The sequence below is a fragment of the Streptomyces flaveolus genome (genome assembly GCF_000716535.1).
Taxonomy (GTDB): Bacteria; Actinomycetota; Actinomycetes; order Streptomycetales; family Streptomycetaceae; genus Streptomyces; species Streptomyces flaveolus_A.
In genome coordinates this window covers 86,923-113,854 of sequence record NZ_JNWV01000026.1, presented here as the reverse complement: position 1 = coordinate 113,854, position 26,932 = coordinate 86,923, and the positions used below count along the sequence as shown (strand labels likewise).

Here is a 26,932-nt window from a genome sequence, read left to right as displayed (position 1 = left end):
CCCGGTGCCGACCACCCGCTCCCACTCGCGCCCGGTGCCCACCCCCGGCCCAGCCCGACGCAGATCCCTGAACTCGGCCCCACCCCACCCCACCCGACCCAGGAGCCCCGCTCGTGAGCCCTCCCCCTGTCCCGGCGACGACCCCCCGTTTGTCAGTGCAGGGTCGTAGGGTGGTCAGGCTATGACGAAGCCCTCCCTCCCCGAACTCCTGCATGCCGCCGTAGCCGCGGTCGGCGGCACGGAGCGCCCCGGCCAGGTCACCATGGCCGAAGCGGTCGCCGAGGCGATCGACGACGGATCCCACCTGCTGGTCCAGGCCGGCACCGGCACCGGAAAGTCGCTCGGCTATCTCGTGCCCGCGCTCGCGCACGGAGAACGGGTGGTCGTCGCGACGGCCACGCTCGCCCTGCAGCGCCAGCTCGTCGAGCGGGATCTGCCGCGCACGGTCGACGCCTTGCACCCGCTGCTGCGTCGCCGCCCGGAGTTCGCAATGCTCAAGGGCAGGTCGAACTACCTGTGCCTGCACCGCTTGCACGAGGGCATGCCGCAGGACGAGGAGGAGGGGCTCTTCGACCAGTTCGAGGCGGCGGCGCCCACCAGCAAGCTGGGCCAGGACCTGCTGAGACTGCGCGACTGGGCCGACGAGACGGAGAGCGGTGACCGGGACGATCTCACTCCCGGTGTCTCGGACCGTGCCTGGGCTCAGATCTCCGTGTCGTCGCGCGAGTGCCTGGGCGCGTCGAAGTGCGCGTACGGCGCCGAGTGCTTCGCGGAGATGGCCCGTGAGCGGGCCAAGCTCGCCGAGGTGGTGGTCACGAACCACGCACTGCTGGCCATCGACGCCATCGAGGGCGCCCCGGTGCTGCCCCAGCACGAGGTGCTGATCGTGGACGAGGCACATGAACTCGTCTCCCGGGTCACCGGCGTCGCGACCGGCGAACTCACGCCCGGCCAGGTCAACCGCGCGGTGCGCCGTGCCGCCAAGCTGGTCAACGAGAAGGCCGCCGATCAGCTCCAGACCGCCGCCGAGGGCTTCGAGCGGCTCATGGAGCTCGCGCTGCCGGGCCGCCTGGAGGAGATCCCGGAAGACCTCGGCTATGCCCTGATGGCGCTGCGGGACGCCGCCCGCACGGTGATCTCCGCGATCGGCGCGACGCGCGACAAGTCCGTCCAGGACGAGGACGCGGTCCGCAAGCAGGCGCTGGCTTCGGTGGAGACGGTGCACGACGTGGCGGAGCGGGTCGTGAACGGCTCGGAGTGGGACGTCGTCTGGTACGAACGGCACGACCGTTTCGGCGCGTCCCTTCGTGTCGCCCCGATGTCGGTCTCCGGTCTGCTCAGGGAGAAGCTGTTCGCCGACCGGGCCGTGGTCCTCACCTCGGCGACGCTCAAGCTGGGCGGCGACTTCAACGGTGTCGGCGCATCCCTGGGGCTCGGCCCGGAGGGCGTGGAGGGCGAGGACCTGCCGAAGTGGAAGGGCGTCGACGTCGGTTCGCCCTTCGACTACCGCAAGCAGGGCATCCTGTACGTCGCCAAGCATCTGGCGCGGCCCGCGCGTGACGGCGAGCGCTCCGACATGCTGGACGAGCTGACCGAGCTGATCCAGGCGGCCGGCGGGCGGACCCTCGGCCTGTTCTCGTCCATGCGGGCCGCTCAGCTCGCCGCGGAGGAGTTGCGTTCCCGGATCCCCGAGTTCCCCATCCTGCTGCAGGGCGAGGAGACGCTCGGCGAACTGATCAAGAACTTCGCGGCCGACCCGAAGACGTGTCTCTTCGGCACGCTTTCGCTGTGGCAGGGCGTCGACGTCCCGGGCCCCAGCTGCCAGCTGGTCGTCATGGACAAGATCCCGTTCCCGCGCCCCGACGATCCGCTGATGAGCGCGCGCCAGAAGGCGGTGGAGGAGGCGGGAGGCAACGGCTTCATGGCCGTGGCCGCGACCCACGCGGCCCTGCTCATGGCCCAGGGCGCCGGCCGTCTAGTCCGGGCGTCCGGCGACCGGGGCGTGGTCGCCGTACTGGACCAGCGGCTGGCAACCGCGCGCTACGGCGGCTATCTGAAGGCGTCACTGCCGGACTTCTGGTACACCACGGACCGTAACCAGGTCCGCAAGTCGCTCGCGGCGATCGACGCGGTGGCGAAGCAGGCGGAGGCGCAGCCGGCTGCGGCCAAGTGATCGCGGGGTGGTCCGGCCGGCGCCGGTCGGACCACCCCGCGATGCGATCCGGCCCCATGGCCATCCCCGGTGCCCAGGACCACACGCAGGGTTGCCGGACCTACCCGGGGCTGCCGGACACGCGCAGGGCCTCGGGCCGTACACGCACAGGGCCCCGGACATAAGCAGGGCCCCGGAACCGGCGCAGGGGTTCCGGGGCCCGGTCAGGGAGCGAGCCGGCCGGCCCGCCCGCCGCGGCTGTCACACGCGGCGCAGCACGGCGACGACCTTGCCGAGGATGGTCGCGTCGTCGCCGGGGATCGGCTCGTAGGCCGCGTTGTGCGGCAGGAGCCATACGTGGCCGTCCTCGCGCTTGAAGCGCTTGACGGTGGCCTCGCCGTCGAGCATGGCGGCGACGATGTCGCCGTTCTCGGCGACCGGCTGGCGGCGGACGGTGACCCAGTCGCCGTCGCAGATCGCGGCCTCGATCATCGAGTCGCCGACGACCTTGAGGACGAACAGTTCGCCGTCACCGACGAGCTGGCGGGGGAGGGGGAAGACGTCCTCGACGGACTCCTCCGCGAGGATCGGGCCACCGGCGGCGATGCGGCCGACCAGCGGGACGTACGACGCGGCGGGCTTGCCGGCGGTGTCCGTGGGTTGCACGGTGACGGCCTGGTCGGATCCGCGCACCTCGTACGCGCGCGGGCGGTGCGGGTCGCGGCGCAGGAAGCCCTTGCGCTCCAGCGCCATCAGCTGATGGGCGACCGAGGACGTGCTGGAGAGGCCGACGGCCTGGCCGATCTCCCGCATCGACGGCGGGTAACCGCGCCGCTGTACGGAGTCCCTGATGACCTCGATCACCCGGCGCTGCCGGTCGGTGAGTCCGGAACTGTCCGCCCGGATGCCTGGAGGTCGTCCCGGCAGGGAGCGCTTGTGTCCCTCGGGATTCGTGGCTTCGTTCATCGCGTGTACCGGCTCGACTCGGCCCATGGAGCGGTCCTGGGCGGTGATGGTGGCACTGTCTGCGGTGGTGGTCACGTCGGCCCCTCTCGATGGTCTCCCTGCTGGACAACGGTAGTTGCTTTCGAAAGGTTGCGCCAAACACACGTTCGAGTGAAAAAGTGCGTTTCGCCTGACGCGATCATGTGTCTGGGTGTATTGCTAACGCGACACTTGGCGGACAAAAGCGCCCATTGTTGTACTCTTCACCGCCGGAGTGCGTCGGCCTCGTGGGCCGCGCCCCAGTCTGCCATCCGGAATCCCGCGGTCCGGGATCCGGGGCCCTTTCTGCGCGGGAGTGCCACGTCTCCTCCCTGTGGCGCCCACGGTATCCCCGCAAGCGCCGCGGCGACACTGCCCGGCGCCCGCGTGTCCCCGCCGGTCGCCCGCGGCGCTCGGGGCCGGCCTTCCGGCGCGACACGCGTATCTGCCTCGCTGTATGAGCCAATCCCCACATCTAGTGGTTGGATGGCTACCGCAGCCCAGAAGTTGTGGTCCCCCGGGTCCAAGACGCCTCGGCGATCCCCTATGCTTAGGGCTGCTTCGCGGGGCCTGTGGGTCCAGTGAGGCCGACGAGTCTGCTGTGAGGAGGGTTGGAGAACATGCACTGCCCCTTCTGCAGGCATCCCGACAGCCGTGTGGTCGACAGTCGGACGACCGACGACGGCACGTCCATCCGCAGGCGCCGCCAGTGCCCCGACTGCTCCCGTCGTTTCACGACCGTGGAGACGTGCTCGCTGATGGTGGTCAAGCGGTCCGGGGTCACCGAGCCTTTCAGTCGTACGAAGATCATCAACGGTGTGCGCAAGGCGTGCCAGGGACGGCCTGTCACCGAGGACGCGCTCGCCCAGCTCGGCCAGCGGGTCGAGGAGGCGGTGCGTGCCACCGGAAGCGCCGAGCTGACCACCCATGACGTGGGTCTGGCCATACTCGGCCCGTTGCAGGAGCTCGACCTCGTCGCCTATCTGCGGTTCGCCTCCGTCTACCGGGCGTTCGACTCGCTCGACGACTTCGAGGCCGCCATCGCGGAGCTGAGGGAGGCGACGGGAGGCCCCGGCGTGCACGAGGAAGACGCGGGAACCGGGAGCCAGGAAGACGATCGCGGGCCCGGCGGGACCACTCAGGTCCCCGTGCCCGCCCGCGCCGCCGACTGACCGGAGGGCCGGAAACCGGGAGGAGACCCGGGTTCCGGCCGGGAGGCGGCGAACGAAGACCTGTTGCGGGCGTAGCTGAGGGTGCCCGCAACGTATGACAGAAACACGTGCCCATGGGAATAAATGGGCACTTCAGGGCGTTTTTGCCCGTACAGGGAGGCGGCATGACAGAGACGGCGAGCGGTCCGGCACGAGGTTCCCGAGCGAAGGGCGCCAAGGCCACCAGGGGACTGCGTATCGAGCGCATCCACACCACCCCCGGAGTGCACCCGTACGACGAGGTGTCGTGGGAGCGCCGTGACGTCGTCATGACCAACTGGCGCGACGGCTCGGTCAACTTCGAGCAGCGTGGCGTCGAGTTCCCCGACTTCTGGTCGGTGAACGCGGTCAACATCGTCACCAGCAAGTACTTCCGGGGCGCCGTGGGCACCCCGCAGCGCGAGACCAGCCTCAAGCAGCTGATCGACCGCATCGTGAAGACGTACCGGAAGGCCGGTGAGGACTACAAGTACTTCGCCTCGCCCGCCGACGCCGAGATCTTCGAGCACGAGCTGGCGTACGCCCTCCTGCACCAGATCTTCAGCTTCAACAGCCCCGTGTGGTTCAACGTCGGCACCCCGCAGCCCCAGCAGGTCTCCGCCTGCTTCATCCTGTCCGTCGACGACTCCATGGAGTCGATCCTCGACTGGTACAAGGAAGAGGGCATGATCTTCAAGGGCGGTTCGGGCGCAGGTCTGAACCTCTCCCGCATCCGCTCCTCCAAGGAGCTGCTCTCCTCCGGCGGCAACGCCTCGGGTCCGGTCTCCTTCATGCGCGGCGCCGACGCCTCCGCCGGCACCATCAAGTCCGGTGGTGCCACCCGCCGCGCCGCCAAGATGGTCGTGCTCGACGTCGACCACCCCGACATCGAGGACTTCATCGAGACCAAGGTCAAGGAAGAGGAGAAGATCCGCGTCCTGCGCGACGCGGGCTTCGACATGGACCTGGGCGGCGACGACATCACGTCCGTCCAGTACCAGAACGCCAACAACTCGGTCCGTGTGAACGACGAGTTCATGACGGCGGTCGAGAACGGCGGCAAGTTCGGCCTGCGCGCCCGTATGACCGGCGAGGTCATCGAAGAGGTCGAGGCCAAGGCCCTGTTCCGCAAGATCGCCGAGGCCGCCTGGGCCTGCGCCGACCCGGGCATCCAGTACGACGACACCATCAACAACTGGCACACCTGCCCCGAGTCCGGCCGGATCACCGCGTCGAACCCGTGCAGCGAGTACATGCACCTGGACAACACGTCCTGCAACCTGGCCTCGCTGAACCTGATGAAGTTCCTGAAGGACGACGGCAAGGGCAACCAGTCCTTCGAGACCGAGCGCTTCCAGAAGGTCGTCGAGCTGGTCATCACCGCGATGGACATCTCGATCTGCTTCGCGGACTTCCCGACCCAGAAGATCGGTGAGAACACGCGCGCGTTCCGCCAGCTCGGCATCGGCTACGCCAACCTCGGCGCCCTGCTGATGGCCACCGGCCACGCCTACGACTCCGACGGCGGCCGCGCCCTGGCCGGTGCCATCACCTCCCTGATGACGGGTACGGCCTACCGCCGCTCCGCCGAGCTGGCCGCGGTCGTCGGCACCTACGACGGCTACGCCCGCAACGCCGACGCCCACAACCGCGTCATGAAGCAGCACGCCGACGCCAACGGCACGGCCGTCCGCATGGACGACCTGGACACCCCGGTGTGGGCCGCCGCCACGGAGGCCTGGCAGGACGTCCTGCGTCTCGGCGAGAAGAACGGTTTCCGTAACTCCCAGGCGTCCGTCCTCGCGCCGACCGGCACCATCGGCCTCGCGATGTCCTGCGACACCACTGGTGTCGAGCCCGACCTGGCGCTGGTGAAGTTCAAGAAGCTGGTCGGCGGCGGCTCGATGCAGATCGTCAACGGCACCGTCCCGCAGGCCCTGCGCCGCCTGGGCTACCAGGAGGAGCAGATCGAGGCGATCGTCGCCCACATCGCCGAGCACGGCAATGTGATCGACGCCCCCGGCCTCAAGCCCGAGCACTACGAGGTGTTCGACTGCGCCATGGGCGAGCGCGCCATCTCCCCGATGGGCCACGTCCGCATGATGGCCGCGATCCAGCCGTGGATCTCCGGCGCCATCTCCAAGACGGTCAACATGCCGGAGACGGCGACCGTCGAGGAGGTCGAGGAGATCTACTTCGAGGCCTGGAAGCTGGGCGTCAAGGCGCTCGCGATCTACCGCGACAACTGCAAGGTCGGCCAGCCGCTCTCCGCCAAGAAGAAGGAGACGGAGAAGAAGCCCGAGGAGACCGCGGCCGTCGAGCCCAAGGTCGAGAAGGTCGTCGAGTACCGCCCGGTCCGCAAGCGCCTCCCGAAGGGACGTCCCGGCATCACCACGTCCTTCACCGTCGGCGGCGCCGAGGGTTACATGACCGCCAACTCCTACCCGGACGACGGTCTCGGTGAGGTCTTCCTGAAGATGTCCAAGCAGGGTTCCACCCTCGCGGGCATGATGGACGCCTTCTCCATCGCCGTCTCCGTCGGTCTGCAGTACGGCGTGCCGCTGGAGACGTACGTCTCCAAGTTCACCAACATGCGCTTCGAGCCGGCCGGCATGACGGACGACCCGGACGTGCGGATGGCGCAGTCGATCGTCGACTACATCTTCCGCCGCCTGGCGCTGGACTTCCTGCCCTTCGAGACCCGCTCCGCGCTCGGCATCCACTCCGCCGAGGAGCGCCAGCGGCACCTGGAGACCGGCTCCTACGAGCCGTCCGAGGACGAGGTCGACGTCGAGGGCCTGGCCCAGTCGGCCCCGCGCGCCCAGGAGCTGAAGGCGGTCGCCACGCCGAAGGCCGAGGTCGAGGCGGCCAAGCCCGCGCCGCGGCAGGCGCACACCAGCGCCGAGCTGGTGGAGATGCAGCTGGGCATCCAGGCCGACGCCCCGCTGTGCTTCTCCTGCGGTACGAAGATGCAGCGGGCCGGTTCCTGCTACATCTGCGAGGGCTGCGGCTCGACCAGCGGCTGCAGCTGATGACACGCCGTTCCTGAAGTAAGGGGCGCCGGCCCATGGCCGGCGCCCCTTACCCGTGCGGTCCCCAGGGCCCTCAGGACTGGTGTGCCCGGCCCATCACCCGGGTGAAGGTGGCCGGGTCCTCTTCGAAGCCGCGCACGCCGGGACGGAACGTCCACTCCTGCGAGTCGTCCCGGACGAACTCGGCGATCGTGGCGGCCGTCGACCCGAGGACCGAGGCGAAGCCGTCCTCGGCGAGCACGGTGTACCCCTCGCGGATGCGTACGGCGGGATTCAGCACGTGGGCGAACGTCTTGTGTCCGGGGCGCTGTTGGATGACGACACCCACCACCACGCGCGCGTAGCGGTCGCTGAGGCGGTCCAGTTCGAGCGTCATGACCTCGTCCCAGCCGAAGCCCTTGCCGTCCGTGCTGTCCCGGTTGAGGAGGATCGTCCCGTCCGGCGAGCGACTGTCGAAGTGCACCAGATAGGCCGGATCCCCGTACGGGGCGCCCGTCACGAACGTCGCGGCGACGATGTCCAGATCCGTCGGCGGCCGACCCGCCGGACTGGGGTCCCACTTGAGCGCGACCTCGACCTTGCGGATTCCCTTGCTGAAGCCGGTCACCAGGCCTTCCCTTCCCCCTGTGGCTCGCTCGACCCCAACTCCCCATGGGCCGGGGTTCCTTGCCGTCCATCGTCCCACGCGCGCGGGGGCGCGTGCGCGGGCGATCTCCGCCGGAGCGAGACCGGCGCCACGCCCGGTGGCCTTACGATGGCGCGGTGCTGGTCAAGTGGATTCGCTGCACCGTGGTGGACCGCCGGGGGTTCGAGCGGGGACAGCGAAAATGGGCGGGGCTTCTGGGGGAGCCGGGTTTTCGGGGACAGGGCGGGGGCTGGAGCCGGCAGCGGGCGGGGGTGGCGCACACCTTCACCTTCTGGGAGAGCCGTGCCTTCTACGACTCCTTCATGGCGCGTTCCCACGACCGCCTGGCCGCCACCCAGTCCGGCACGTTCAAGGACACCCAGGTCAAGTTGTTCGAGTACCGCTTCGACGTGAAGACGGGCTTCGAGCCGCGGTTCACCGACGCCGATCTGATCCGCGTGGCCCTGTGCCGGGTCCACGAGGAGCGCGTGGAGCACTTCACGCTCATGCAGGAGAAGGTCTGGAATCCCGCGATGGCCGGTTCGCCCGGGATGATCCGCGGCATGTTCGCGGAGGCTCCGGAGCAGGAGTTCCTGATTCTGTCGATGTGGCGGCAGGCGGCCGAGCACGGAAAGTACCGCACGGAGCGTGTGGAGCGCCTCGCCCTGCGTGCCCAGACCGAGGCGGACGTCGCGGCGCTCTCCGGTGACATCGTGGACCTGGAGCCGTCCTGGACGGTCTGACGTGGTACTCCGACAGCCAGCGCACAGCTTGAAGCCGCCCCGGTGCGGCGGGTCCGGAAAGCGGCCATGGACACGGCAGGCGTGTGACCTACGCCGTACAGGACCCCATGAGTGCTCGACTCTCCACAGTTCGAACTAGGGTTTTGGCATGGCACGACCACGGCGCATCGTCCTTGTCCGGCACGGCGAGTCCACGGGCAACGTCGACGACTCCGTGTACGAGCGCGAGCCCGACCACGCCCTCGCGCTGACCGAGCGCGGCTGGCAGCAGGCCGAGGAGACCGGCAAGCGGCTCCGCGAGCTCTTCGGCCGGGAACGCGTGAGCGTGTACGTCTCCCCCTACCGCCGCACCCACGAGACGCTCCGCGCCTTCCACCTCGACCCCGATCTCATACGCGTCCGCGAGGAACCCAGACTGCGGGAGCAGGACTGGGGCAACTGGCAGGACCGCGACGACGTACGCCTGCAGAAGGCCTACCGCGACGCGTACGGCCACTTCTTCTTCCGGTTCCCGCAGGGCGAGTCCGGCGCCGACGTGTACGACCGGGTCGGCGGCTTCCTGGAGAGCCTGTTCCGCAGCTTCGAGGCCCCCGACCACCCGCCGAACGTCCTTCTGGTGACCCATGGGCTGGCGATGCGGCTGTTCTGCATGCGCTGGTTCCACTGGACGGTCGCGGAATTCGAGTCGCTGGCCAACCCCGGGAACGCCGAGATGCGGATGCTCGTTCTGGGGGAGGACGACAAGTACACACTCGACCGGCCCTTCGAGCGCTGGCGGAAACCATTGCCGTACTGGGCGAACGGATAGAGTGGCAGAGCGATGACCGCTGACTCCTCTTTCCTCGTACGTCTGGAACGCGCCCTGGCGAGCCTGCGCGGACTGGCCGTGGGGGACGCGCTGGGCTCCCAGTTCTTCGTTCCCGTGAACTACCCCCTGCTGAAGCGCCGCGAGCTGCCCGCGGGCCCCTGGCAGTGGACGGACGACACCGAGATGGCCTGCTCCGTGGTCGCCGTTCTCGCCGCCCATCACCGCATCGACCAAGACGCGCTCGCCCGCTCCTTCGCCGAGCACCACGACTTCGACCGGGGGTACGGCCCCGCGGTCAACCGGCTGCTGCGCCTCGTCCGGGAGGGCGAGGACTGGCGCCGGCTGGCCGCCGGTCTCTTCAACGGCCAGGGTTCCTGGGGCAACGGCGCGGCGATGCGGATCGCGCCTCTGGGCGCCTGGTACGCGGACGACCCCGAGCAGGCGACCCACCAGGCGGAGATCTCGGCCTACACCACGCACCAGCACCGGGAGGCCGTGGTCGGGGCCATGGCCGTGGCCGCGGCGGCAGCCATGGTGGGCTCGCCCGACGGTCCGCCCGCCCCGGAGGCACTCCTCGACGGCGTCATCGCGCTCGTCCCGAAGAGCGCGGTCGGCCAGGGTCTGCGCCGCGCCCGCGACATGCTCGACTACGGTGACGCCGCCACCGTCGCCGCCGTCCTGGGCTGCGGGCGCCGTACGACGGCCCATGACACCGTTCCCTTCGCCCTCTGGTCCGCCGCGCGTTCCCTCGGTGACTACGCATCGGCGTTCTGGACCACCGCCCAGGTCGGCGGGGACGTCGACACGACCTGCGCGATCGTGGGGGGCGTGCTGGCCGCCGGCAAGGCCGGGGCGCCGCCCGCGGAGTGGGTGCGACACACCGAGGCACTGCCGGACTGGGTGCCGACGGGCGGCTGACAGCTCCCGTCAGGTGCCTTCCGTCCAGCGGCTTCCGCTGGCTTTTGCTGGCCTGCGGAGACTCTCCGTGCTCGCCGGGAACTCTGCGTGACCGTCGTCCGTTCTTCCGTTATCCGTCGTCCACCTTGTCTGTGGCCGGGTGGGCGGGCGGAGGCGTGACCGTGACGAGGAGGGGCGGAGGGGTGGGAGATGGCGTTCGCTTCGTTGGTGCCGGTGCCCATGTCCGTGCCGGAGTTGGTTCCGGCTCTGGCTCTGTTCGTCCTGTTTCTCGGCCTGCCCGGGATGCTGATGGCCGGGCTGCGGCCGACCGGATCGCCGTGTGCGCCATCGGTCTCCTGGCGACGGTCCGGTCGGCCGCGGCATCGCGCGGCGCGGCCTGCATCAGCCGAGGTGCGGCCCCGCCGTGCCCGCGAGCGAGTCGAGGTCTTCCTTGCGCACCCTGAGTACCAGCCAAGCGGTGAGGAAGGCGAGTGCGGCCATCGCCGCGGCCGGTATGAAGGCCGTGGAGATGCCGTGGGCGAGCACGTCGTGACCCCAGGGCGCGGGCAGCTGGTGGGTCTTGGCGAACTCAGCCTTCTGCTCGGGCGAGGCGTCGGTGAGGAACTTCGGCAGTTGCTTCTTCGCCTCGTCCGTGCTGGCCGATCCGAAGACGGTCGTCAGGATGGACAGCCCGAGCGAACCGCCGACCTGCTGCATCGCGTTGAGCAGCCCGGAAGCCGCTCCCGCCTCGTGCGGGGCGACACCCGACACGGCGGTGACGGTGGCCGTCACGAAGTTCAGGCCCATGCCGAAGCCGAACACCAGCATGGGACCCAGCACCCCGCCCACGTAGGTGCTCTCGGGCCGGATGAAGGTCTGCCAGACCAGCCCGACGACCACCAGCGCGGAACCGCCCATCATGAACGGCTTGGGGCCGAGCACCGGCAGGAGGCGCTGGGACAGGCCCGCCCCCACCGCGATCGCGACGGTCACGGGAAGAAAGGCGAGACCGGCCTTGATGGCGCTGTAGCCGAGCACGTTCTGCACGAACAGCACGATGTAGAAGAACATGCCGAACATCGCCGCGGCCAGGCTCAGCATGATCACGTACGTGCCCCAGCGGTTGCGGTCGGCGAACATCCTGAGCGGGGTGATCGGCTCCTTCGCCCGCATCTCGGTGAAGACGAAGGCGAACAGGAGGACCACGGCCGCGCCGAAGGAGCCCAGGGTGAGGCCGTCCCGCCAGCCGTCCTCCGCGGCGCGTATGAACCCGTACACCAGCGACGCCATGCCGAGCGTGGAGGTCAGCGCGCCGGTGAGGTCGAAGCGTCCGGGATGCCGCTCGGACTCGTTGATGTACAGCGGTGCGAGCGAGGCGATCAGCACACCGATGGGCACGTTGACGAACAGCACCCACCGCCAGTCGAGCCAGTCGGTGAGCATGCCGCCCGCGAGCAGGCCGATGGCGCCACCGCCCGCGGAGACGGCGGCGAAGACTCCGAAAGCCCGGTTCCGTTCGGGTCCTTCGGGGAAGGTCGTGGTGATCAGGGCCAGCGATGTGGGCGATGCGATCGCCCCACCCACGCCCTGCAGGGCCCGTGCGGCCAGCAGCTGCCAGGGCTCCTGGGCCAGTCCGCCCAGCAGCGACGCGAAGGTGAACAGCAGGATGCCGGCCATGAACACCCGGCGGCGGCCGAGGATGTCACCGGCCCGCGCACCGAGCAGCAGCAGACCACCGAACGTGAGCGTGTAGGCGCTGACCACCCAAGTCAGGTCCGTCGTACTGAACTTGAGCGCTTCTTGAATGTGTGGGAGCGCGATATTCACAATCGTCGCGTCGAGTACCACCATGAGTTGGCAAGCCGCGATGACCGTGAGTGCGATGCCGGGATGCCCCTCCCGGCGGGCCACGCCCGGTTTCTGATCGTCTTTGAGCAGCTGAGAGGTCGTCACTGTGGATCCCCCATAAAGGCTTTAGTGAACGCATGCGTTCACTTCCGCGTCCACGGTAGTGAGTCCCCAACAGTGAACGCAAGCGTTCACTTAATCGTGAGCCACGTTCCGCGTCCCCCTGTTGCTGCGGTGTGGCGTCACTCCCCCCGGAACCCCCCGCTTCCCTTGCATGTTGGAGAAACTCAGATGGTTACCTCGCGCTGGACGGCCGCCCCTGACCGGACGGCTTCCCCTCGTCGGCGCGGTGCGGTGCTGGAGCGCGCGATCCTGGACGCCGCTCTGGAGCAGCTCAGCACGGTCGGCTGGAAGGGGCTGACCATGGAGGGCGTCGCGGCCGGCGCCCAGACCGGCAAGGCCGCGGTCTATCGCCGCTGGCCCTCCAAGGAGGATCTGGTCGCCGACGCCCTGGTGTCCGGACTGCCCCGGGTGGAGAAGGCCCCGGACCTCGGGAGCGTGCGCGAGGACCTGCTCACCCTGTGCCGATTGGTGCGGCAGATCATGTACTCGCGGCCCGGCCTCGCGCTGCGCTCGGTAATTCACGAGTGCGATCACGTGCAGGTGGGGCGCTTCGAAGGAGTGATCGTCGGGACCGTGGTGGAGCCGACCGTCAAGCTGCTCCGCGAGGTCATCACTCGTGGAATAGAGCGAGGGGAGGTTCGATCGGACGCGGCCAACGGGTACGTCTTCGATGCCATCCCGGCCATGATGATGTACCGGTCGAAGATGTGCGCCAGCGAATGGAGTGATGGAGATCTGGAAGAGATGATCGACCAGTTGATGCTCCCGCTGCTGCGGCCCTACAAGGCCTGAGCCGCCGCGTCGGTACTCCCGGTGTCGGCCGGAGGGCCGGGGTGTCGCGAGGCGATCCCGGCGGCGTACGCTAAGGGCGCCATGCCGTACGAACCACCTACTCACACCGTCGAGCGCTCCCTGCGCGCCACGACCGGAGCGAAGGTCATTGCCGGTGTCGACGAGGTGGGGCGCGGCGCCTGGGCCGGGCCCGTCACCGTCTGCGCGGCGATCACCGGACTCCGCCGACCGCCCGAGGGGCTGACGGACTCCAAGCTGCTGACCATCAAGCGGCGTACGGAACTCGCCCTGATCCTGCAGTCATGGGTGACGGCCTACGCGCTGGGGCATGCTTCCCCGGAGGAGATCGACGACCTGGGGATGACGGCCGCGCTGCGGCTCGCCGCGATCCGCGCCCTGGACGCCCTGCCTGTCCGACCCGACGCCGTGATCCTCGACGGGAAGCACGACTACCTCGGCGACCCCTGGCAGGTACGCACGGTGATCAAGGGTGATCGGTCGTGTGTGGCCGTCGCGGCGGCGTCGGTGATCGCCAAGGTCCAGCGCGACAAAATGATGGCCGAACTGGGTATCGACCATGCAGACTTCGGATTCGCGGACAACGCCGGGTATCCGTCGCCCGTGCACAAGGCCGCACTGGAGGAGTGGGGGCCCACCCCGCACCACCGATTGTCGTGGGCGTATCTTGATGCGTTGCCTCAGTGGCGGCACCTCAAGAAGGTCCGCAGCTGGGCGGACGGAAGCGTTCCGGAAATCGAGGGCCAGCTCGCTCTCGAATTCTGACGGTTCCGCTCGCACTGATGTGCCACCCGGTCATCCGCACCGCACCAACGTTTGATAAATATCAGCTCATGCCTCTCATTCCCGAGGAGCCTCAGATTCACGAGAGTGCCCAGGGTCCCCGCGCCACTCCGGCCAGCGGCCGTACCGCGCCGACCCCCCGCCCCGTACCCGGCCCCCGCCCCGCGGCTCCGTCCCGCCCCGGTCGTCCCGGCCCTCTGCGGCCCACGCCGCCGGTGCAGCGCACGCCGCGTGACGTGGCTCCGGCCAAGCCTGGCCCCTCCGGCCCGGCCGCTCCCGCCGCCACCGCGGCGAGCCCCCAGATCCAGCTGATCCCGGCCTCGGCCGAGGGCGCGCTCGACGCCGCGGAGGAGGCCGTGGACCTGCTCCTGGACTCGGGCCGTGCCCCCGGCGACGTGCTCGTGATCACCACTGGTGCCCAGCATCCGTGGGCCGAGCACGAGCTGTCGTTCGGCGAGACGTCCTACTGGGCGCAGCATGACGCCGGTGACGACGTCTTCTACGCGGATGCCACCGTGGCCTCCCGCGCCGCGTCCCGCCCGGTGGTCGTCGTGGCCGTCAACGGAGGACCCGCCTCCGCCGCTGCGACCGCCCTTCCGCTGGCCCACTCCCGGGCCGGTGCCCTGCTGGTCGTCTGCGGCGACCCGCAGCAGATCAACTCGGTGCTGGGCACCGGCGTCTGAGCCGCGTCCGGCACCTCAGGGCACCAGGGTGCCGAGGGGCCGCTCCGGCGGGATCCGCACGGTGCGGCATTTGGCGTGCCCGCGGGCGGGCCGCGGCGGCGCTACTGACGGCGCGGCTCTCCGGGTGACCGCTTGAGGGCGGGGCACGCCAGAGAGGGGCGCGGAGGGTCCGGCATGCCTGGTCCAGGTCGTCACAGCGGCGGACGCATGTAGGTCGGACGGCGCGTTCCGGCCTGTGTGGCCGTAGCCGTGGCCGAGGCTGTAGCCGTGGCCAAGGCGACCGCGCCGGGCTGCTCCTGCAGTTGATCCGGCTGGAGTGGGCCTCGTGTGCCCCGGCTCAACGCGTGGCCCGCGTGTGTTCTCGGCACCGCATGCGACGGCCGACGGCTCGGCTCGGGCATCGCACCTCGGGCATCCTGGGCACTCTGCGCACCGACTGCCGATAGGTCACATGCTTCGTGCGGCCCGGCCGGCCGTTGCGTTGGTGCGGCCCGGCTGGATGTGGCGTTCGTGAAGCCCGGTCGGTCACGGCGATCGGGCGCCCCGGCTGTCGTACGTTCGTGCCGTTCCGGTCGGCGGCAGGAACCGTCAAACCGCCGCCGGCGCACGGCGCAGTCGAACTCAGCGAGCCGCAGCTCGGCGCAGCACCTCGGAGACCGGGCCACCGCTGCGCGGTATGAGCGGCGGGGCCTCCGACGTGGCGAAGGGCTCGGGTGCCGAGTGCGCGTTGGGCCGGCGTCCGCCGCGCCCCTCGCCGAGCACCTGCCAGCCGTCATGCGTCAGCGTGATGTACGCCCCGCAGCGCAGCCCGTGCAGTGTGCAGGCATCGCGCAGCCCCCACATCCAGGCGCCGTCCTCCTCGGTCCAACGCGCGTCGCCTTCACGGCAGTAGAGCAGGACGGCCGTGCGCACGGGGGTGCGGCGGCGGAGGTCGTGCGGAATCACCCGGCGCAACTGCGCCAGCAGCGCGTTGCGGAACATCCAGCCGTCGGCAGCAGCCGGACGGCGTATGAACGAGGCGCTGGCCCGCAGCCGCTCGTCCGGGTCCAGAACCGCCACGATCGCCGTGAGCGGCTTCGGATGATGGCGGGCGTGCAGCCCGCTGACGACCTCACGGGGGTTGCGCAGCAGAGGGATACCGGCAGCGGCCCACTCGGCCGGCTCGAGCAGGCGACTGGCGGAAGTGGTGGACGTGGACGTCGACAACGAGGCCGCCGAGGACGAGGCGAATCCGAAGGTCACGTTCCTCCCTTCGGCTACGCGCCCACACTGCGGGCGAGGTCGGATTCGGGGGAGCGCGCACCGCAGCGGAGCCCAACCGGACCACGGACGAGCCGTGCGGGGAGCGGACCTCAATTCTTCCTGTCGAACTTGGCTGCGGCAACGAGCAATTGGCACCGCCGACTGTTATCTGGTGGTGCGTGGCTTATATCCCTACCCAAAGGTTCGGCTGATGACGCCCGAGGTGTCCGGCCGCCGCCTGCCGGGCCGCCGTGAGAGCTGCGCGGACGTTCCTGAGCTGTGGAGTCCGGTGGCAACACGCCGATCAGCCCGGGGAGGCGAGAGCGGGCGGTGGCACGTCGGTCATCCCCGGATGGCGAAAATCGGTGGCGACACCACGCTCATCCCTGGCCGGCGAGACGTAACACCGGTACGTCGGGGTCCCCGGAGGGCGAGAAGTGGTCGTGGGGTGTCTGTACCCCCGGATGGCGACAGGGGTTGTGGGGCCTCTGTGTCCCCGGATGGCGAGAAGTGGTTGTGACGCGTCGGTGCCCCCGGATGGCGACAAGTGGTCGTGATGCGTCTGTATGCCCCCGGACGGTGACAGGTGGTCGTGACGCGTCTTTACCCCCGGACGACGAGAAGGGGCCGCGGCACGTCTGTACCCCGGGACGACGAGAACCGGTGCCGACACGTCTGTCACCCCTGAACCGCGAGGACCAGCGGCAACACCCCGCGCGCCCCGGACTTCCGGAGCAGGCGTGCCGCGACCGCGAGTGTCCAGCCCGTCTCCGTGAAGTCGTCGATCAGCAGCACCGGACCGTTCGCCTCCGTGAGTGCCGACGCCAGTTCGGGCGGCACCGTCAATGCGCCGTCGAGGGCCTTGAGCCGCTGCGCGCTGTTACTGCGTGAGGACCGAGGAACGTCCCCGGCGTACTCCACGGAGCCGAGCAGGGGGAGCCTGCCGACCTCGGCGATCCGGGCACCCAGGGAGTGGATCAGCCGGGGCCGGCTGCGCGAGGCCACGGTGACGACGCCGACCGGCCGGGGCGGGGCGTCTGACGCACCGGAGGCCCAGCCGCCCGGTCCTCGGGCCCAGTCGGCCAGGACATCCACCACAGCTCGCGCCACGTCGTCCGGCACCGTGGCGTCCGGCGTCTGGGGCGCGAGCAGCGGACGCAGGCGGTTGCCCCAGCCGATGTCCGACAGACGCCCCAGCGCCCGCCCGGGCGAGGCCTGTTCCCCGGCCGGAATGCGTCCCTTGAGGTCGATGCCGATGGCCGGGAGGCCGGTCGGCCACATGCGGCGGGGCTCCACTTCCACTCCGGCGCGGCCCAGGTCGCTCCGCGCCGCGTCGAGGGCCGCAGGGGACAGACCGGAGGTGAAGCGCGGACCGGCACAGTTGTCACAGCGGCCACAGGGTTTGGCGCCCTCGTCGTCCAGTTGGCGTTGCAGGAACTCCATCCGGCACTCGGTGGTGGTCGCGTACTCGCGCATCGCCTGCTGTTCGGCCGCTCGCTGCCGGGCCACCCACGCGTAGCGCTCGGCGTCGTAGGACCACGGCTGCCCGGTCGCGATCCAGCCGCCCTTGACGCGACGCACCGCTCCGTCCACGTCGAGGACCTTCAGCATGGTCTCCAGGCGTGAGCGCCGCAGCTCGACCAGCGGTTCCAGAGCGGGCAGGGACAGGGGCCCGTCCGCCCGGGCGAGGACATCCAGGGTGCGCCGGACCAGATCCTCGGAGGGGAAGGCCAGCGAGGCGAAGTACTGCCAGATCGCCTCGTCCTCCTTGCCCGGCAGCAGCAGTACCTCCGCGTGGTCGACACCACGGCCGGCCCTGCCGACCTGTTGGTAGTAGGCGATGGGGGAGGAGGGCGAGCCGAGATGGACCACGAAACCGAGATCCGGCTTGTCGAAGCCCATGCCGAGCGCCGAGGTGGCGACCAGGGCCTTGACGCGGTTGGCGAGCAGGTCGTCCTCGGCCTGCTGCCGTTCGGCGTTCTCCGTCTTGCCCGTGTACGAGGCGACGGCGTGCCCGCGCTGCCGCAGGAAGGCGGTGACCTCCTCGGCGGCGGCCACGGTGAGCGTGTAGATGATGCCGGAGCCCGGCAGGTCGTCCAGGTGGTCGGCGAGCCAGGCCATCCGGTGCGCGGCGTCCGGGAGCCGCAGCACGCCGAGGCTCAGACTCTCCCGGTCCAGCGGGCCGCGCAGGACCAGCGCGTCGGACGTGCCGCCCGTGCCGAGCTGCTCGGCGACGTCCGCGGTCACTCGCGCGTTGGCCGTGGCGGTGGTGGCCAATACGGGGACCCCGGGCGGGAGGTCGCCGAGCATGGTGCGCAGCCGGCGGTAGTCGGGTCGGAAGTCGTGGCCCCAGTCGGAGATGCAGTGGGCCTCGTCCACGACGAGCAGGCCGGTGGCCGCGGACAGCTTGGGCAGGACCTGGTCACGGAAGTCGGGATTGTTCAGCCGCTCCGGCGAGACGAGCAACACGTCGACGTCGCCCGCCGCGATCTCGGCCTGGACGGCCTCCCACTCCTCGGTGTTGGCCGAGTTGATGGTCCGGGCGTGGATACCGGCCCGGCCGGCGGCGTCCACCTGGTTGCGCATGAGCGCGAGCAGCGGCGAGACGATCACCGTCGGCCCGCTTCCTCTGGCCCGCAGCAGCGAGGTCGCCACGAAGTACACCGCGGACTTGCCCCATCCCGTGCGCTGCACGACCAGGGCGCGGCGCCGGTCCGCGACCAGTGCCTCGATCGCCCGCCACTGGTCCTCGCGCAGCCGGGCCGCGCCCGTGGCATCCCCGACGAGCCGGGCGAGGACGGCGTCCGCCTGTGCCCGGAGATCCGCGTTGCTCGTGTGCTCCATGCGACCCATACAACAGGACGGGACCGACAAACGGGCGGGCCCGGGCCGAGGCTGTGGACAACGAGGGGCGGCTTTGTCGTGTCCCTGATTCGACTTATCCACAGGCTCAACCGGAATCTCAAGATCCGCGAGATCGTCGGCGCATGACGAATCACAGCGAAACCACAGGACCCTTCGAAAGCAACGACATCTCGGGGCAGGAGCCGTCGATCGGACCGTCCGACCACGCCACGCAGGTCACGCTGCGCACCCCGGCCGAGCTGGCCGACGCCCTGCCCTACCTCCTCGGCTACCGCCCGGAGGACAGCATGGTGCTCGTCGCCCTGCACGACCACGCGGGCCGCGGCAGGTTCGGAGGCCGGGCCCGGCTCGGCATCCCCGCGCATGAGGAGGACTGGGAAGCCGCCGCCCGGCAGCTGGCCCGTGGCCTGGTCACGGGCAGCGAACGGCGCGGTGCCCGGCCCGAGCGGATGGTGGCCTACGTGTGCCAGGAACCGGGCCCGGGAGAGTCCGGCCGGGACGTCAAACGGCGGCTGGAGAGGCTGGCCCACCTGATGCGCGTCGAGTGCGGCAACCTCGACGTGCCGGTCATCGAAGCCCTGTGCATCTCCGACGGCCGTTACTGGTCGTACTGCTGCCCGGTCAAGGGCTGCTGCCCCGAAGACGGCTCGCCGATGGGCCTTCCCGGCACGTCCGTGCTCGCCGCGGCAGCCACCTACGCCGGCATCCAGGTGCGCGGCACACTCCGGGAGCTGCGCGCCAGGTTGCAGCCGTGGGAGAGCACCGCGGCGCTGGAGCAGGAGATCGCCCTGGACGCGGCCGGCATGAGCCTGGTGCCCCGCCTCCTGGACGAGACGGCCCGCCAGGAGGTGGCGGAGGAGACCCTGGACCTGGCCGAGCGGATCATTCGTCGCTACGGCACAGCGGCTCCGGTCTCCGGCGCGCATCCGGCGGACGTGCGCGACGACAACCTCCTCGCGCACGACGAGGCGGCCACCCTGATCCTCGGGCTCCAGGACCGTACGACCCGCGACAAGGCCGCCGCCTGGATGGAAGGGGACGAGGCCGGTCCGGCGCTCCGGCTCTGGCGCGCCCTGGCCCGCCGCTGCGTCGGTCCCTACGGTGAGCACGCCGCCGCACCACTGACCCTCGCGGGCTGGGTCGCCTGGTCCATGGGGGACGAACTGGAGGCGAGGGAGGCGCTGGCCATGGCCCTGGCTGCCGATCCCGAGTACCTCTTCGCCCGCCTGCTGCACCAGGCCTGCAACGAGGGGCTCGACCCCGAGGCGGTCCGCCGCTGCCTGCGCACGGAGAGCGCACGGCACACGACGACGGGGGCCACGGAGCGAACGGATCCGGCACCGCGGACCGCTCTCACCGACCCCCCGCGGACCGCCCTCACCGAACCCCCGCAGGCTCCGACCCCGGCACCCGCAGCCGGCATCCAGGCGGACGAACCGAGCGCCGAGCCCGGCTCCCGGACGGGCAGGCAACGACGGCGCCGGGTGCGCAACGCGGGCGGCGACGACGGCCGTCAGGCGGCCCGCGCGAAGGGAGGCCGACGGAGGCCGACCGACACCCGCCCCCGGCCGTCCGCCACCGAGGCCTCCGGGCCCGGGACCCACAGCCGGATCACCACGCGCACGCGTGCGGCGGGGTCAGGTGAGGCCACGAACGGTGGTGCCCGTTCGGACACCGGGCGTCCGCAGCCCGAGGAGAACGGGTGAGCGCCGACCGGTGTGAGACCGGGCAGGCACCGGCCCGCACGGGTACGGCCGCCGATCCACCGGGCCTGAACGGAGGCTCCGGACACCGTAGGCGTGCACTCCCGGCGAGGAACCGGAGCCGATCGGCTTCGGGCGCCCTGACGGCCACCCCTGCCGACCGGTCGCGTCACCATTCGGTCGGCTTCATCGGGGCGAGCCGTGACCCGGACGAGTCCCCTTCCGTTCACCTGAGTGGCGGAAAGCCTGGACGGGCTCTGCCGCCGCACCTCCCCTGTCCTCCGGGGCGACCGTCCGGCCGCCCAGCACGTCCGAGGCACACCGAGCGCAGAAGAAGCCAGCCCATGCACCAGCAGCCGACTCCGCCCTCCGCCGCCGGCGAACGTCCGCCCCGGAGCAGGCCCGAGCCGTTCCTGACGGACGGCGCGGGTCCCCGCACACCGAAGACAGCCGACTTGCGACCGGCCCCCTCCGCGGACATCCGTCCCCTCGCCGCGGCCATCCAGGGCAGCCCCCCGTCCCCCGTCACCGCCCGTCCCCGCCGCCCCGCCGCGGCCGCGCCGCCCCGCACACCTCCGGTCAGCCGCCCGGTGCCGGAGCTGCCGCCCACGCACAGCGCGCTGATCTGCGTGGCCCTGCCAGGCCTCGCCATCTCGGGCGAGCCGGGGCAGTTGGCCGGCCGGGGACTGGACGGGTTCTACCGAGGCGGCAGGCGGCTGCTCTCCCGGTGCCAGGTCCGCGTGGCAGGCCGCGAACCGCTGCCGGTGCAGGCCAGGATGACCGGAGCCGACAGCGCCCGCTTCGTGGGGACGCTGCGCACTTCACCGGCCGCCGGCCCCGATCCCGATGTCGTCGTCGAACGGACACGCCACGCCGACGGAACCGAAAGGATCACATTCCGCAACGCGGCTCCGCGTCCGCTGCGCCTGCCCGTCGAGGTCGCCCTCGGCAGCGACCTGGCGGAGCTCGGCACCATCGCCGCCGGGGCGGCAGGCCCCGAACTCCCGGCCAGCGTCCACGACTCGGGTCTGCGGTGGGCCAAGGCCGACGCCGCCGCCTGCGTCACCGCGGACCCGCCGCCCGCCGACGCCCTGGCGTCCGCCGGACTGCTGCGCTGGGAGCTGGAACTGCCACCGGGCGGGACGGCAGCCGTGGAACTGCGGGTACGGCCCGATGGCACGGGCCCCCTGCGGGCCGCGGGACACACCGCCACCAGCCCTCTCGCCCCGGCCCGGGCTACGGGCGACGACCCCCGGGTGGGCCCGCTGCTGCACTCGGCCGTCGCCGACCTCCAGGCACTGCTCCTGCGTGACACCGCACACCCCTCCGACACCTACCTCGCGGCGGGTGCCCCCTGGCGCTGCGGGATGGCCCCGGCAGAAGCGCTCGCCGCCGCCCGCATGGCGCTGCCCTTGGGCACCCGCTTGGCCGCGGGCACCCTGCGCGCTCTGGCCCGTACCCAGCTCCCGGGTCCGGGCCTCCGGGCCGGCATGATCCCCGGCCCGCGACGCGACGCCGGCCCGCACCTCCCGCCGAGCTGCACGGGAACGGAGGCCACACTGCTCTTCCCCGTCCTGCTCGCCGAGGCCCGCCGCTGGGGGCTGCCCGACCAGGAGACACAGGAACTGCTCCCCGCGGCCGAGCGCTGTCTGACCTGGCTCCGGACCACCGTCCGCGACAGCACCTACCTCTCCGACCCGCACCCCGCAGGACCGGTCCGCTGCGAGACCCAGGCCCACGCGCATCGCGCCGCCCTGCTCGGTGCCGACCTTCTCGACGCCTACGAAAGACCGGGCGCCACGGAACTGCGCCAGTGGGCCCAGACCCTGAGGTCGGCTTTCCGGGCCGACTTCTGGGTGGAGGACCGCGGAGGTGGGCGCCCGGCCATGGCCCTGACACCGGACGGCCGACCCGTTCCCCACCTGGCCGCCACGGCCGTCCACCTCCTCGACACCGGTCTCCTCGGCGCCGGCATGTTCGCACCGGGCCTGCTCGACAAGGTGCACACCGCACACCTCGCCCGTCTGCTCGGCACCCCCGCCATGGACGCGGGCTGGGGACTGCGCGGCCTCGGCACCAAGGAGACGGCACACAATCCGTTCGGCCACCGGACCGGAGCCGTGCGCGTCCAGGAGACCGCGCTCGCGGTCGCCGGGCTGGCGTCCGCCGGATACGAGAAGGAAGCGGCCGGACTGCTGAACGGGCTGCTGGAAGCGGCGGAACACTTCGGTCACCGCCTGCCTGAGATGTTCGCCGGCGAACAACGCTCCGCCGGCACGGCGCCCCTCCCGCACCCCGCCGCCTGCCGTCCGGCGGCCACCGCCGCTGCCTCCGTGGTCCTGCTGCTCACCGCTCTCGCAGGCATCCGTCCCGACGCCCCCGCCCGCACGGTCACCCTGCGCCCCGTCCGCAGCGCCCCGCTCGGCGAACTCGGACTCAGCGGCCTGCGCGTCGCGGGCGCCCCTTTCGCCGTGCGGATCAGCCGACTGGGACTGGCCATGGTGGAGGAGGCGGCGGACGGTCTGCAACTGGGAGCCTGACACTCGCGGAACAGGCGGTGACCTCGTACGACACCACTGGATCGACGGACGGCGAGCCGGTCCCGCGCCCCGTACCGGAACGAAGGGGAATCACCATCGCCGCGACCGGCGAAGGGAGTGTTTATCGTCAGGAAGACGACTATGATCGCGGCATGCCCTACGACCCGTCAGCCTTTCCGCCCTTCGCCGTCACCGTGGACCTGGTCGTGCTGACCGTGCGCCGCCATTCCCTGTGCGCGCTGGCGGTCCGCAGGGGGGAGCCGCCCTTCCAGGGGCGCTGGGCGCTGCCCGGCGGCTTCGTACGGGCCGACGAGGATCTGTCCCAGGCGGCGGCGCGCGAGCTGGCCGAGGAGACCGGGCTGTGCGCTCATGACCCCGCGACCCCGGCCCAGGACAACGGGGCTCACCTGGAGCAGCTCGCCACCTACGGCGATCCCAAGCGGGACCCGCGCATGCGTGTGGTCAGCGTCGCGCATCTCGCGCTCGCGCCCGACCTGCCGGCGCCGCGCGCCGGCGGCGACGCCAGCAACGCGCGCTGGGCCCCGGTCGAGGAACTGCTCCAGCAGGGTGGCTATGGCCGTGACGGCGAACCCGTGGCACCACTCGCCTTCGACCACGCGCAGATCCTCGCCGACGGTGTGGAACGCGCCCGCTCCAAGATCGAGTACTCGTCTCTGGCCACCGCCTTCTGCCCGCCCGAGTTCACCGTCGGAGAGTTGCGCCGGGTGTACGAGGCGGTGTGGGGCGTGGCCCTCGACCCGCGCAACTTCCACCGCAAGGTCACCGGAACCCCCGGATTTCTCGTCCCCACAGGGGGTACGACCACACGACAGGGCGGCAGGCCGGCCCAGCTTTTCCGAGCGGGCGGTGCCACCTTGCTCAACCCGCCGATGCTGCGCCCCGAGGTGTGAGACCAGGGGCGGACCGCCCCTCAGGGCGACCGGCGCGCCGGCTGCCCGTAGTCAGCCTCGACTCCATCGAACGGCGGACAAGATCGGGGCTAGACCACGCGGCATGTTTGCGCAAGTCGTCTTATACCGGGAAAAGCGGACATCTCGCGCTATCTTGCTGCAGGTGATCCAGGCCTTCGGACTGACCAGCAACCCCCGCAAGGCGCATCCGCCCGCTGTCGACGACGTCTCCTTCGAAGCGCGCGCCGGGCATGTCACCGCGCTCCTCGGGGCCGCCGGTGCGGGCAAGACGACGGCGCTCAAACTGATGCTTGAGCTCCAATCCGGGCGCGGCATCACCTACTTCAGAGGGCGCCCCCTGCACCGGATCGCGCATCCGTCGCGGGAAGTCGGCGTGCTCCTCGGCGACGTACCGGGCCACCCGTCCCGCTCGGTCCGTGGCCATCTGCGCATGCTGTGCGCGGCGTCGGGAGTTCCCGCGCGGCGAGCCGACGAGGTCCTCGAAGTGGTCGGCCTCGTCAGCCTCCGTGAGGAGCGCCTCGGCACGCTGTCGCGCGGCATGGACCGCAGACTCGGCCTGGCCTGCGCCCTGCTGCCCGACCCGCACACGCTCGTCCTGGACGAACCCGCCGACGGCCTCTCCACGCGCGAGGCCCAGTGGCTGCACAGCATGTTGCGGGCCCATGCCGCCCAGGGCGGCACGGTGCTGTACACCACGGCCGACACGAAGGAGGCCGCGCGCGCCGCCGACCGGGTCGTCACGCTCGACGCCGGCAGAGTCGTCGCGGACCAGGAAGCACGGGCGTTCGCCCGTACCCGGCTACGCCCCCGCGTGGTCGTCCGCAGCCCCCACGCCGCACGCCTCGCGGCTCTGCTCACCAAAGACGCGCGCACGGCTCGCCGCTCCGTCGAGGTCGTACGCGAGGGTGGCAACCGCCTTTCGGTGTACGGCAGCACGACCGCCGACGTCGGCGAGATCGCGTTCCGTCACGGCATCCTCGTCCACCAACTGGCTGACGAAGTCGGCGACATGGGGCCGGGAGCCGGTCCTGAGGTCGATGCGGGGATGTGCTCCACCGAGCCCCTCCCGGTCGTCGTGGACTCACCGTCGGCAGACCAGGATCCCCGGCAGGACCACAGCCCGGCCGGACCGGAACCGGAGGCGCCCCACGCCCCGCGCGAGGAGCCGGGACAGGCCTCGACAGGCCCTTCGTGGGCGCGCCGCCGACGCACCGTGCCGGACTTCTCAGCGCCGGAGCCCGCCTCGGGCTCCCCACTGGGATCCGGCTCGGCCACGCCCGGCGACCCACCGGAGAACCCGGGCGAAGCCGTGGACGAATCACCGACGGCGCCCGAACACGCGAGGCCGACGGTGTTCGAGGAGACCGCGACGCTTCACCCCCACGCGGCGGACTCGCGCGCAATGGAGCCGCCGACGGGGTCACGCGCTCCGGCGACCGATGCGGCAACGGCCGCATCCCGCGCGACGACCCCCACCCGATCCGAGACCGAGCCGGACACCGCGTCGCCCGGGCACTCGTCGGTCGACACGACCATCGCCGGGCGGCCGTCGGGGCGCCGGGAACACCCCCTCGACTCCTCGGCACCGGAGTCCGAGCGGGCCGTGGTCGGCTTCTCCCCGCTCCGTGCAGGCCAATTGGCCCCTGGGCTTGCGGCGCGGGAACGCGCGCGGACCGCCGACGGCGAGCGGACCGCGCCCGGCCACGGCCTTGACCAAGGCAGCGCGGCGGAACGTCCGCTGATCATCTCCGGTGCTACGGCGCACGACGCGCCGTCGGCCGGTTCAGCCGACGACGGCACCCGCGACCAGGACGGAGGCGCCGCATCCGGCGAGAAGAGGACGGCCGGTGCCGACGCCGGAGATGCGCCGGCCAGGGCCACCGGCGGCCGGTCCACCGACGCGGCGTCCACCCTGGACACCGGCCTCGGCGGAGTCGCCACGGCCTGCGGACCGCAGACCGGAAGTACCCGCACATCCACGACGACCGTCGCCGGCCCCCGTACCCTCCTCCCCGGGGCCAGAAATGCGGGCGCCCGGCAGCAGACCGGCCGCGCCGCCCGGCCCGACGGAGTCCGCCCCGCCCGCAGTCCTCTCCGCCCCCTGCGGTACGAGATCCGGCGCGCCGCCGGAATCGGCACCGGTTTCCTCACCTGCGGTGCCGTACTGGTGGTGTCAGCGCTCACCGCCGTACTCCTGGCGCGCCTCGGTCACACCCCACAGGCGCGGCTGTTCGCTGCGTGGCCACGGGAGCTGCCGCTGCCGCCCGCGGCGCTCGCGGCCGGGCTGCTCGGTGCGCTGGCCTTCGGGGACGAGTTCCGCCACCCCGCCCTGGCGGCGGACCGCGGCACCGTCCCCCGCCGGCTGGGGCTGCTCACCGCGAAACTGCTCGTCTCCGGAGCCACCGCGGTGCTGCTCGCCTTCCTCACCGTGGGCTGCGACGCCGAAGTGCTCTACATCGTCTACGGACGGGAGCTGACGCAAGTTCCCACGGACTGGCTTTCGCTGACCGCGAGTTGGTTCGGGTTGGTCGTCGGTTGCGCCTGGGCCGGTGTGCTGGCGGCCGGTGTGTTCCGGTCCACGACGGCCGGGCTGGCCGCCGTCCTCGCCGTGCCCGTCCTCGTCGTGCCCCTCGTGCACAAGGCGCTGCAGGGCCCGGCCGTAAGGATGGCGGCCGACTTCCCGGTGCGGATGCGGGAGGTCTTCCTGCTGCAGTGGCCCTTCGGAGGGGAGCGGTACCTGGTCGCGGCCGCGCGGGTGCTCGCTCAACCCGTCGGGGGCGCACTGGCGTTGTCGCTGGCGGCGCTGCTCTGCGCGTACCTGCTCACAGCGCTGCGCACCCGGTTCCGATGACAACCGTCCGTACGCTTCCGTTCTCCCTGTGTGCACAACTCCTCGAAGAAAGCCCATTTCTTTTCGATAAGGCGTCAATTGCGACGCCGTGAGCGATCACCCTTTCGTGTGCTTTTCACCA

The 26,932-nt window shown here is 71.1% G+C and carries 18 protein-coding genes; 13 read left to right on the top strand and 5 right to left on the bottom strand.

Translation table 11 applies throughout. The annotated features are described in order from the left end of the window. Nucleotides 1-181 precede the first annotated feature (181 nt). The gene (locus OO52_RS27430) at nucleotides 182-2,173 is read left to right on the top strand and encodes an ATP-dependent DNA helicase (protein ID WP_030647620.1); all 1,992 of its coding nucleotides are present in this window, start codon (nucleotides 182-184) and stop codon (nucleotides 2,171-2,173) included. Between the two features lie 240 nt (nucleotides 2,174-2,413). Here the strand turns inward: OO52_RS27430 and lexA are convergent, their stop codons facing one another. Beyond that, nucleotides 2,414-3,193: a transcriptional repressor LexA gene (lexA, locus tag OO52_RS27425; protein ID WP_014675455.1), complete on the bottom strand. Its 780-nt coding sequence runs from the start codon at nucleotides 3,191-3,193 to the stop codon at nucleotides 2,414-2,416. Between the two features lie 563 nt (nucleotides 3,194-3,756). Between lexA and nrdR the strand changes: the two genes are divergently transcribed. After that, entirely contained in the window at nucleotides 3,757-4,308 is a 552-nt protein-coding gene (nrdR, locus tag OO52_RS27420) for a transcriptional regulator NrdR (RefSeq protein WP_030647617.1), read from the top strand. A 164-nt stretch (nucleotides 4,309-4,472) separates the two neighbouring features. Beyond that, nucleotides 4,473-7,358: a vitamin B12-dependent ribonucleotide reductase gene (locus tag OO52_RS27415; RefSeq protein WP_030647614.1), complete on the top strand. Its 2,886-nt coding sequence runs from the start codon at nucleotides 4,473-4,475 to the stop codon at nucleotides 7,356-7,358. A 73-nt stretch (nucleotides 7,359-7,431) separates the two neighbouring features. Here the strand turns inward: OO52_RS27415 and OO52_RS27410 are convergent, their stop codons facing one another. Then, complete coding sequence (locus tag OO52_RS27410) at nucleotides 7,432-7,965, bottom strand: TerD family protein (protein WP_030647611.1); 534 nt, start codon at nucleotides 7,963-7,965, stop codon at nucleotides 7,432-7,434. A gap of 155 nt (nucleotides 7,966-8,120) precedes the next feature. Between OO52_RS27410 and OO52_RS27405 the strand changes: the two genes are divergently transcribed. From OO52_RS27405 to OO52_RS27395, 3 genes are all read left to right on the top strand, one after another. Beyond that, nucleotides 8,121-8,726 carry a YdbC family protein gene (locus OO52_RS27405; protein ID WP_078629623.1) on the top strand — a complete coding sequence of 202 codons (606 nt, stop codon included), beginning with the start codon at nucleotides 8,121-8,123 and terminating at the stop codon, nucleotides 8,724-8,726. A gap of 148 nt (nucleotides 8,727-8,874) precedes the next feature. Further along, nucleotides 8,875-9,534: a histidine phosphatase family protein gene (locus OO52_RS27400; protein WP_030647607.1), complete on the top strand. Its 660-nt coding sequence runs from the start codon at nucleotides 8,875-8,877 to the stop codon at nucleotides 9,532-9,534. A gap of 12 nt (nucleotides 9,535-9,546) precedes the next feature. Then, nucleotides 9,547-10,452, top strand: coding sequence for an ADP-ribosylglycohydrolase family protein (locus OO52_RS27395; protein ID WP_030647604.1), 906 nt, complete (start codon nucleotides 9,547-9,549; stop codon nucleotides 10,450-10,452). A 381-nt stretch (nucleotides 10,453-10,833) separates the two neighbouring features. Here OO52_RS27395 and OO52_RS27390 read toward each other — a convergent pair whose 3' ends face one another. After that, entirely contained in the window at nucleotides 10,834-12,384 is a 1,551-nt protein-coding gene (locus tag OO52_RS27390; RefSeq protein WP_030647602.1) for an MFS transporter, read from the bottom strand. A 186-nt stretch (nucleotides 12,385-12,570) separates the two neighbouring features. On the opposite strand from OO52_RS27390, the gene OO52_RS27385 reads away from it, so the two are divergent. The 3 genes from OO52_RS27385 to OO52_RS27370 all read left to right on the top strand — a co-directional run bounded on the left by OO52_RS27385 (nucleotide 12,571) and on the right by OO52_RS27370 (nucleotide 14,678). After that, the gene (locus OO52_RS27385; protein ID WP_030647600.1) at nucleotides 12,571-13,194 is read left to right on the top strand and encodes a TetR/AcrR family transcriptional regulator; all 624 of its coding nucleotides are present in this window, start codon (nucleotides 12,571-12,573) and stop codon (nucleotides 13,192-13,194) included. Nucleotides 13,195-13,275: 81 nt separating this feature from the next. Then, nucleotides 13,276-13,977 carry a ribonuclease HII gene (locus OO52_RS27380; protein WP_030647598.1) on the top strand — a complete coding sequence of 234 codons (702 nt, stop codon included), beginning with the start codon at nucleotides 13,276-13,278 and terminating at the stop codon, nucleotides 13,975-13,977. Nucleotides 13,978-14,045: 68 nt separating this feature from the next. Next, on the top strand, nucleotides 14,046-14,678 hold the full coding sequence (locus OO52_RS27370; protein ID WP_106972067.1) for a hypothetical protein: 633 nt from the start codon (nucleotides 14,046-14,048) through the stop codon (nucleotides 14,676-14,678). Nucleotides 14,679-15,299: 621 nt separating this feature from the next. Here the strand turns inward: OO52_RS27370 and OO52_RS27365 are convergent. Both OO52_RS27365 and OO52_RS27360 read right to left on the bottom strand, forming a co-directional pair. Beyond that, nucleotides 15,300-15,920: a hypothetical protein gene (locus OO52_RS27365; RefSeq protein ID WP_030647592.1), complete on the bottom strand. Its 621-nt coding sequence runs from the start codon at nucleotides 15,918-15,920 to the stop codon at nucleotides 15,300-15,302. 678 nt (nucleotides 15,921-16,598) lie between these two features. Then, entirely contained in the window at nucleotides 16,599-18,764 is a 2,166-nt protein-coding gene (locus OO52_RS27360; RefSeq protein WP_030647589.1) for a RecQ family ATP-dependent DNA helicase, read from the bottom strand. 143 nt (nucleotides 18,765-18,907) lie between these two features. Here OO52_RS27360 and OO52_RS27355 point away from each other — a divergent pair, with 143 nt between their 5' ends. The 4 genes from OO52_RS27355 (at nucleotide 18,908) to OO52_RS27340 (ending at nucleotide 26,811) form a co-directional block, all read left to right on the top strand. Then, the gene (locus OO52_RS27355) at nucleotides 18,908-20,491 is read left to right on the top strand and encodes a DUF4192 domain-containing protein (protein ID WP_030647585.1); all 1,584 of its coding nucleotides are present in this window, start codon (nucleotides 18,908-18,910) and stop codon (nucleotides 20,489-20,491) included. Between the two features lie 587 nt (nucleotides 20,492-21,078). Beyond that, a complete protein-coding gene (locus OO52_RS27350) occupies nucleotides 21,079-23,028 on the top strand; it encodes a glycogen debranching N-terminal domain-containing protein (protein WP_030647582.1) in 1,950 nt (649 codons plus the stop codon). A gap of 152 nt (nucleotides 23,029-23,180) precedes the next feature. Beyond that, the gene (locus OO52_RS27345; protein ID WP_030647580.1) at nucleotides 23,181-23,939 is read left to right on the top strand and encodes an NUDIX hydrolase; all 759 of its coding nucleotides are present in this window, start codon (nucleotides 23,181-23,183) and stop codon (nucleotides 23,937-23,939) included. Nucleotides 23,940-24,102: 163 nt separating this feature from the next. After that, nucleotides 24,103-26,811 carry an ATP-binding cassette domain-containing protein gene (locus tag OO52_RS27340; RefSeq protein ID WP_030647577.1) on the top strand — a complete coding sequence of 903 codons (2,709 nt, stop codon included), beginning with the start codon at nucleotides 24,103-24,105 and terminating at the stop codon, nucleotides 26,809-26,811. Nucleotides 26,812-26,932 lie beyond the last annotated feature (121 nt).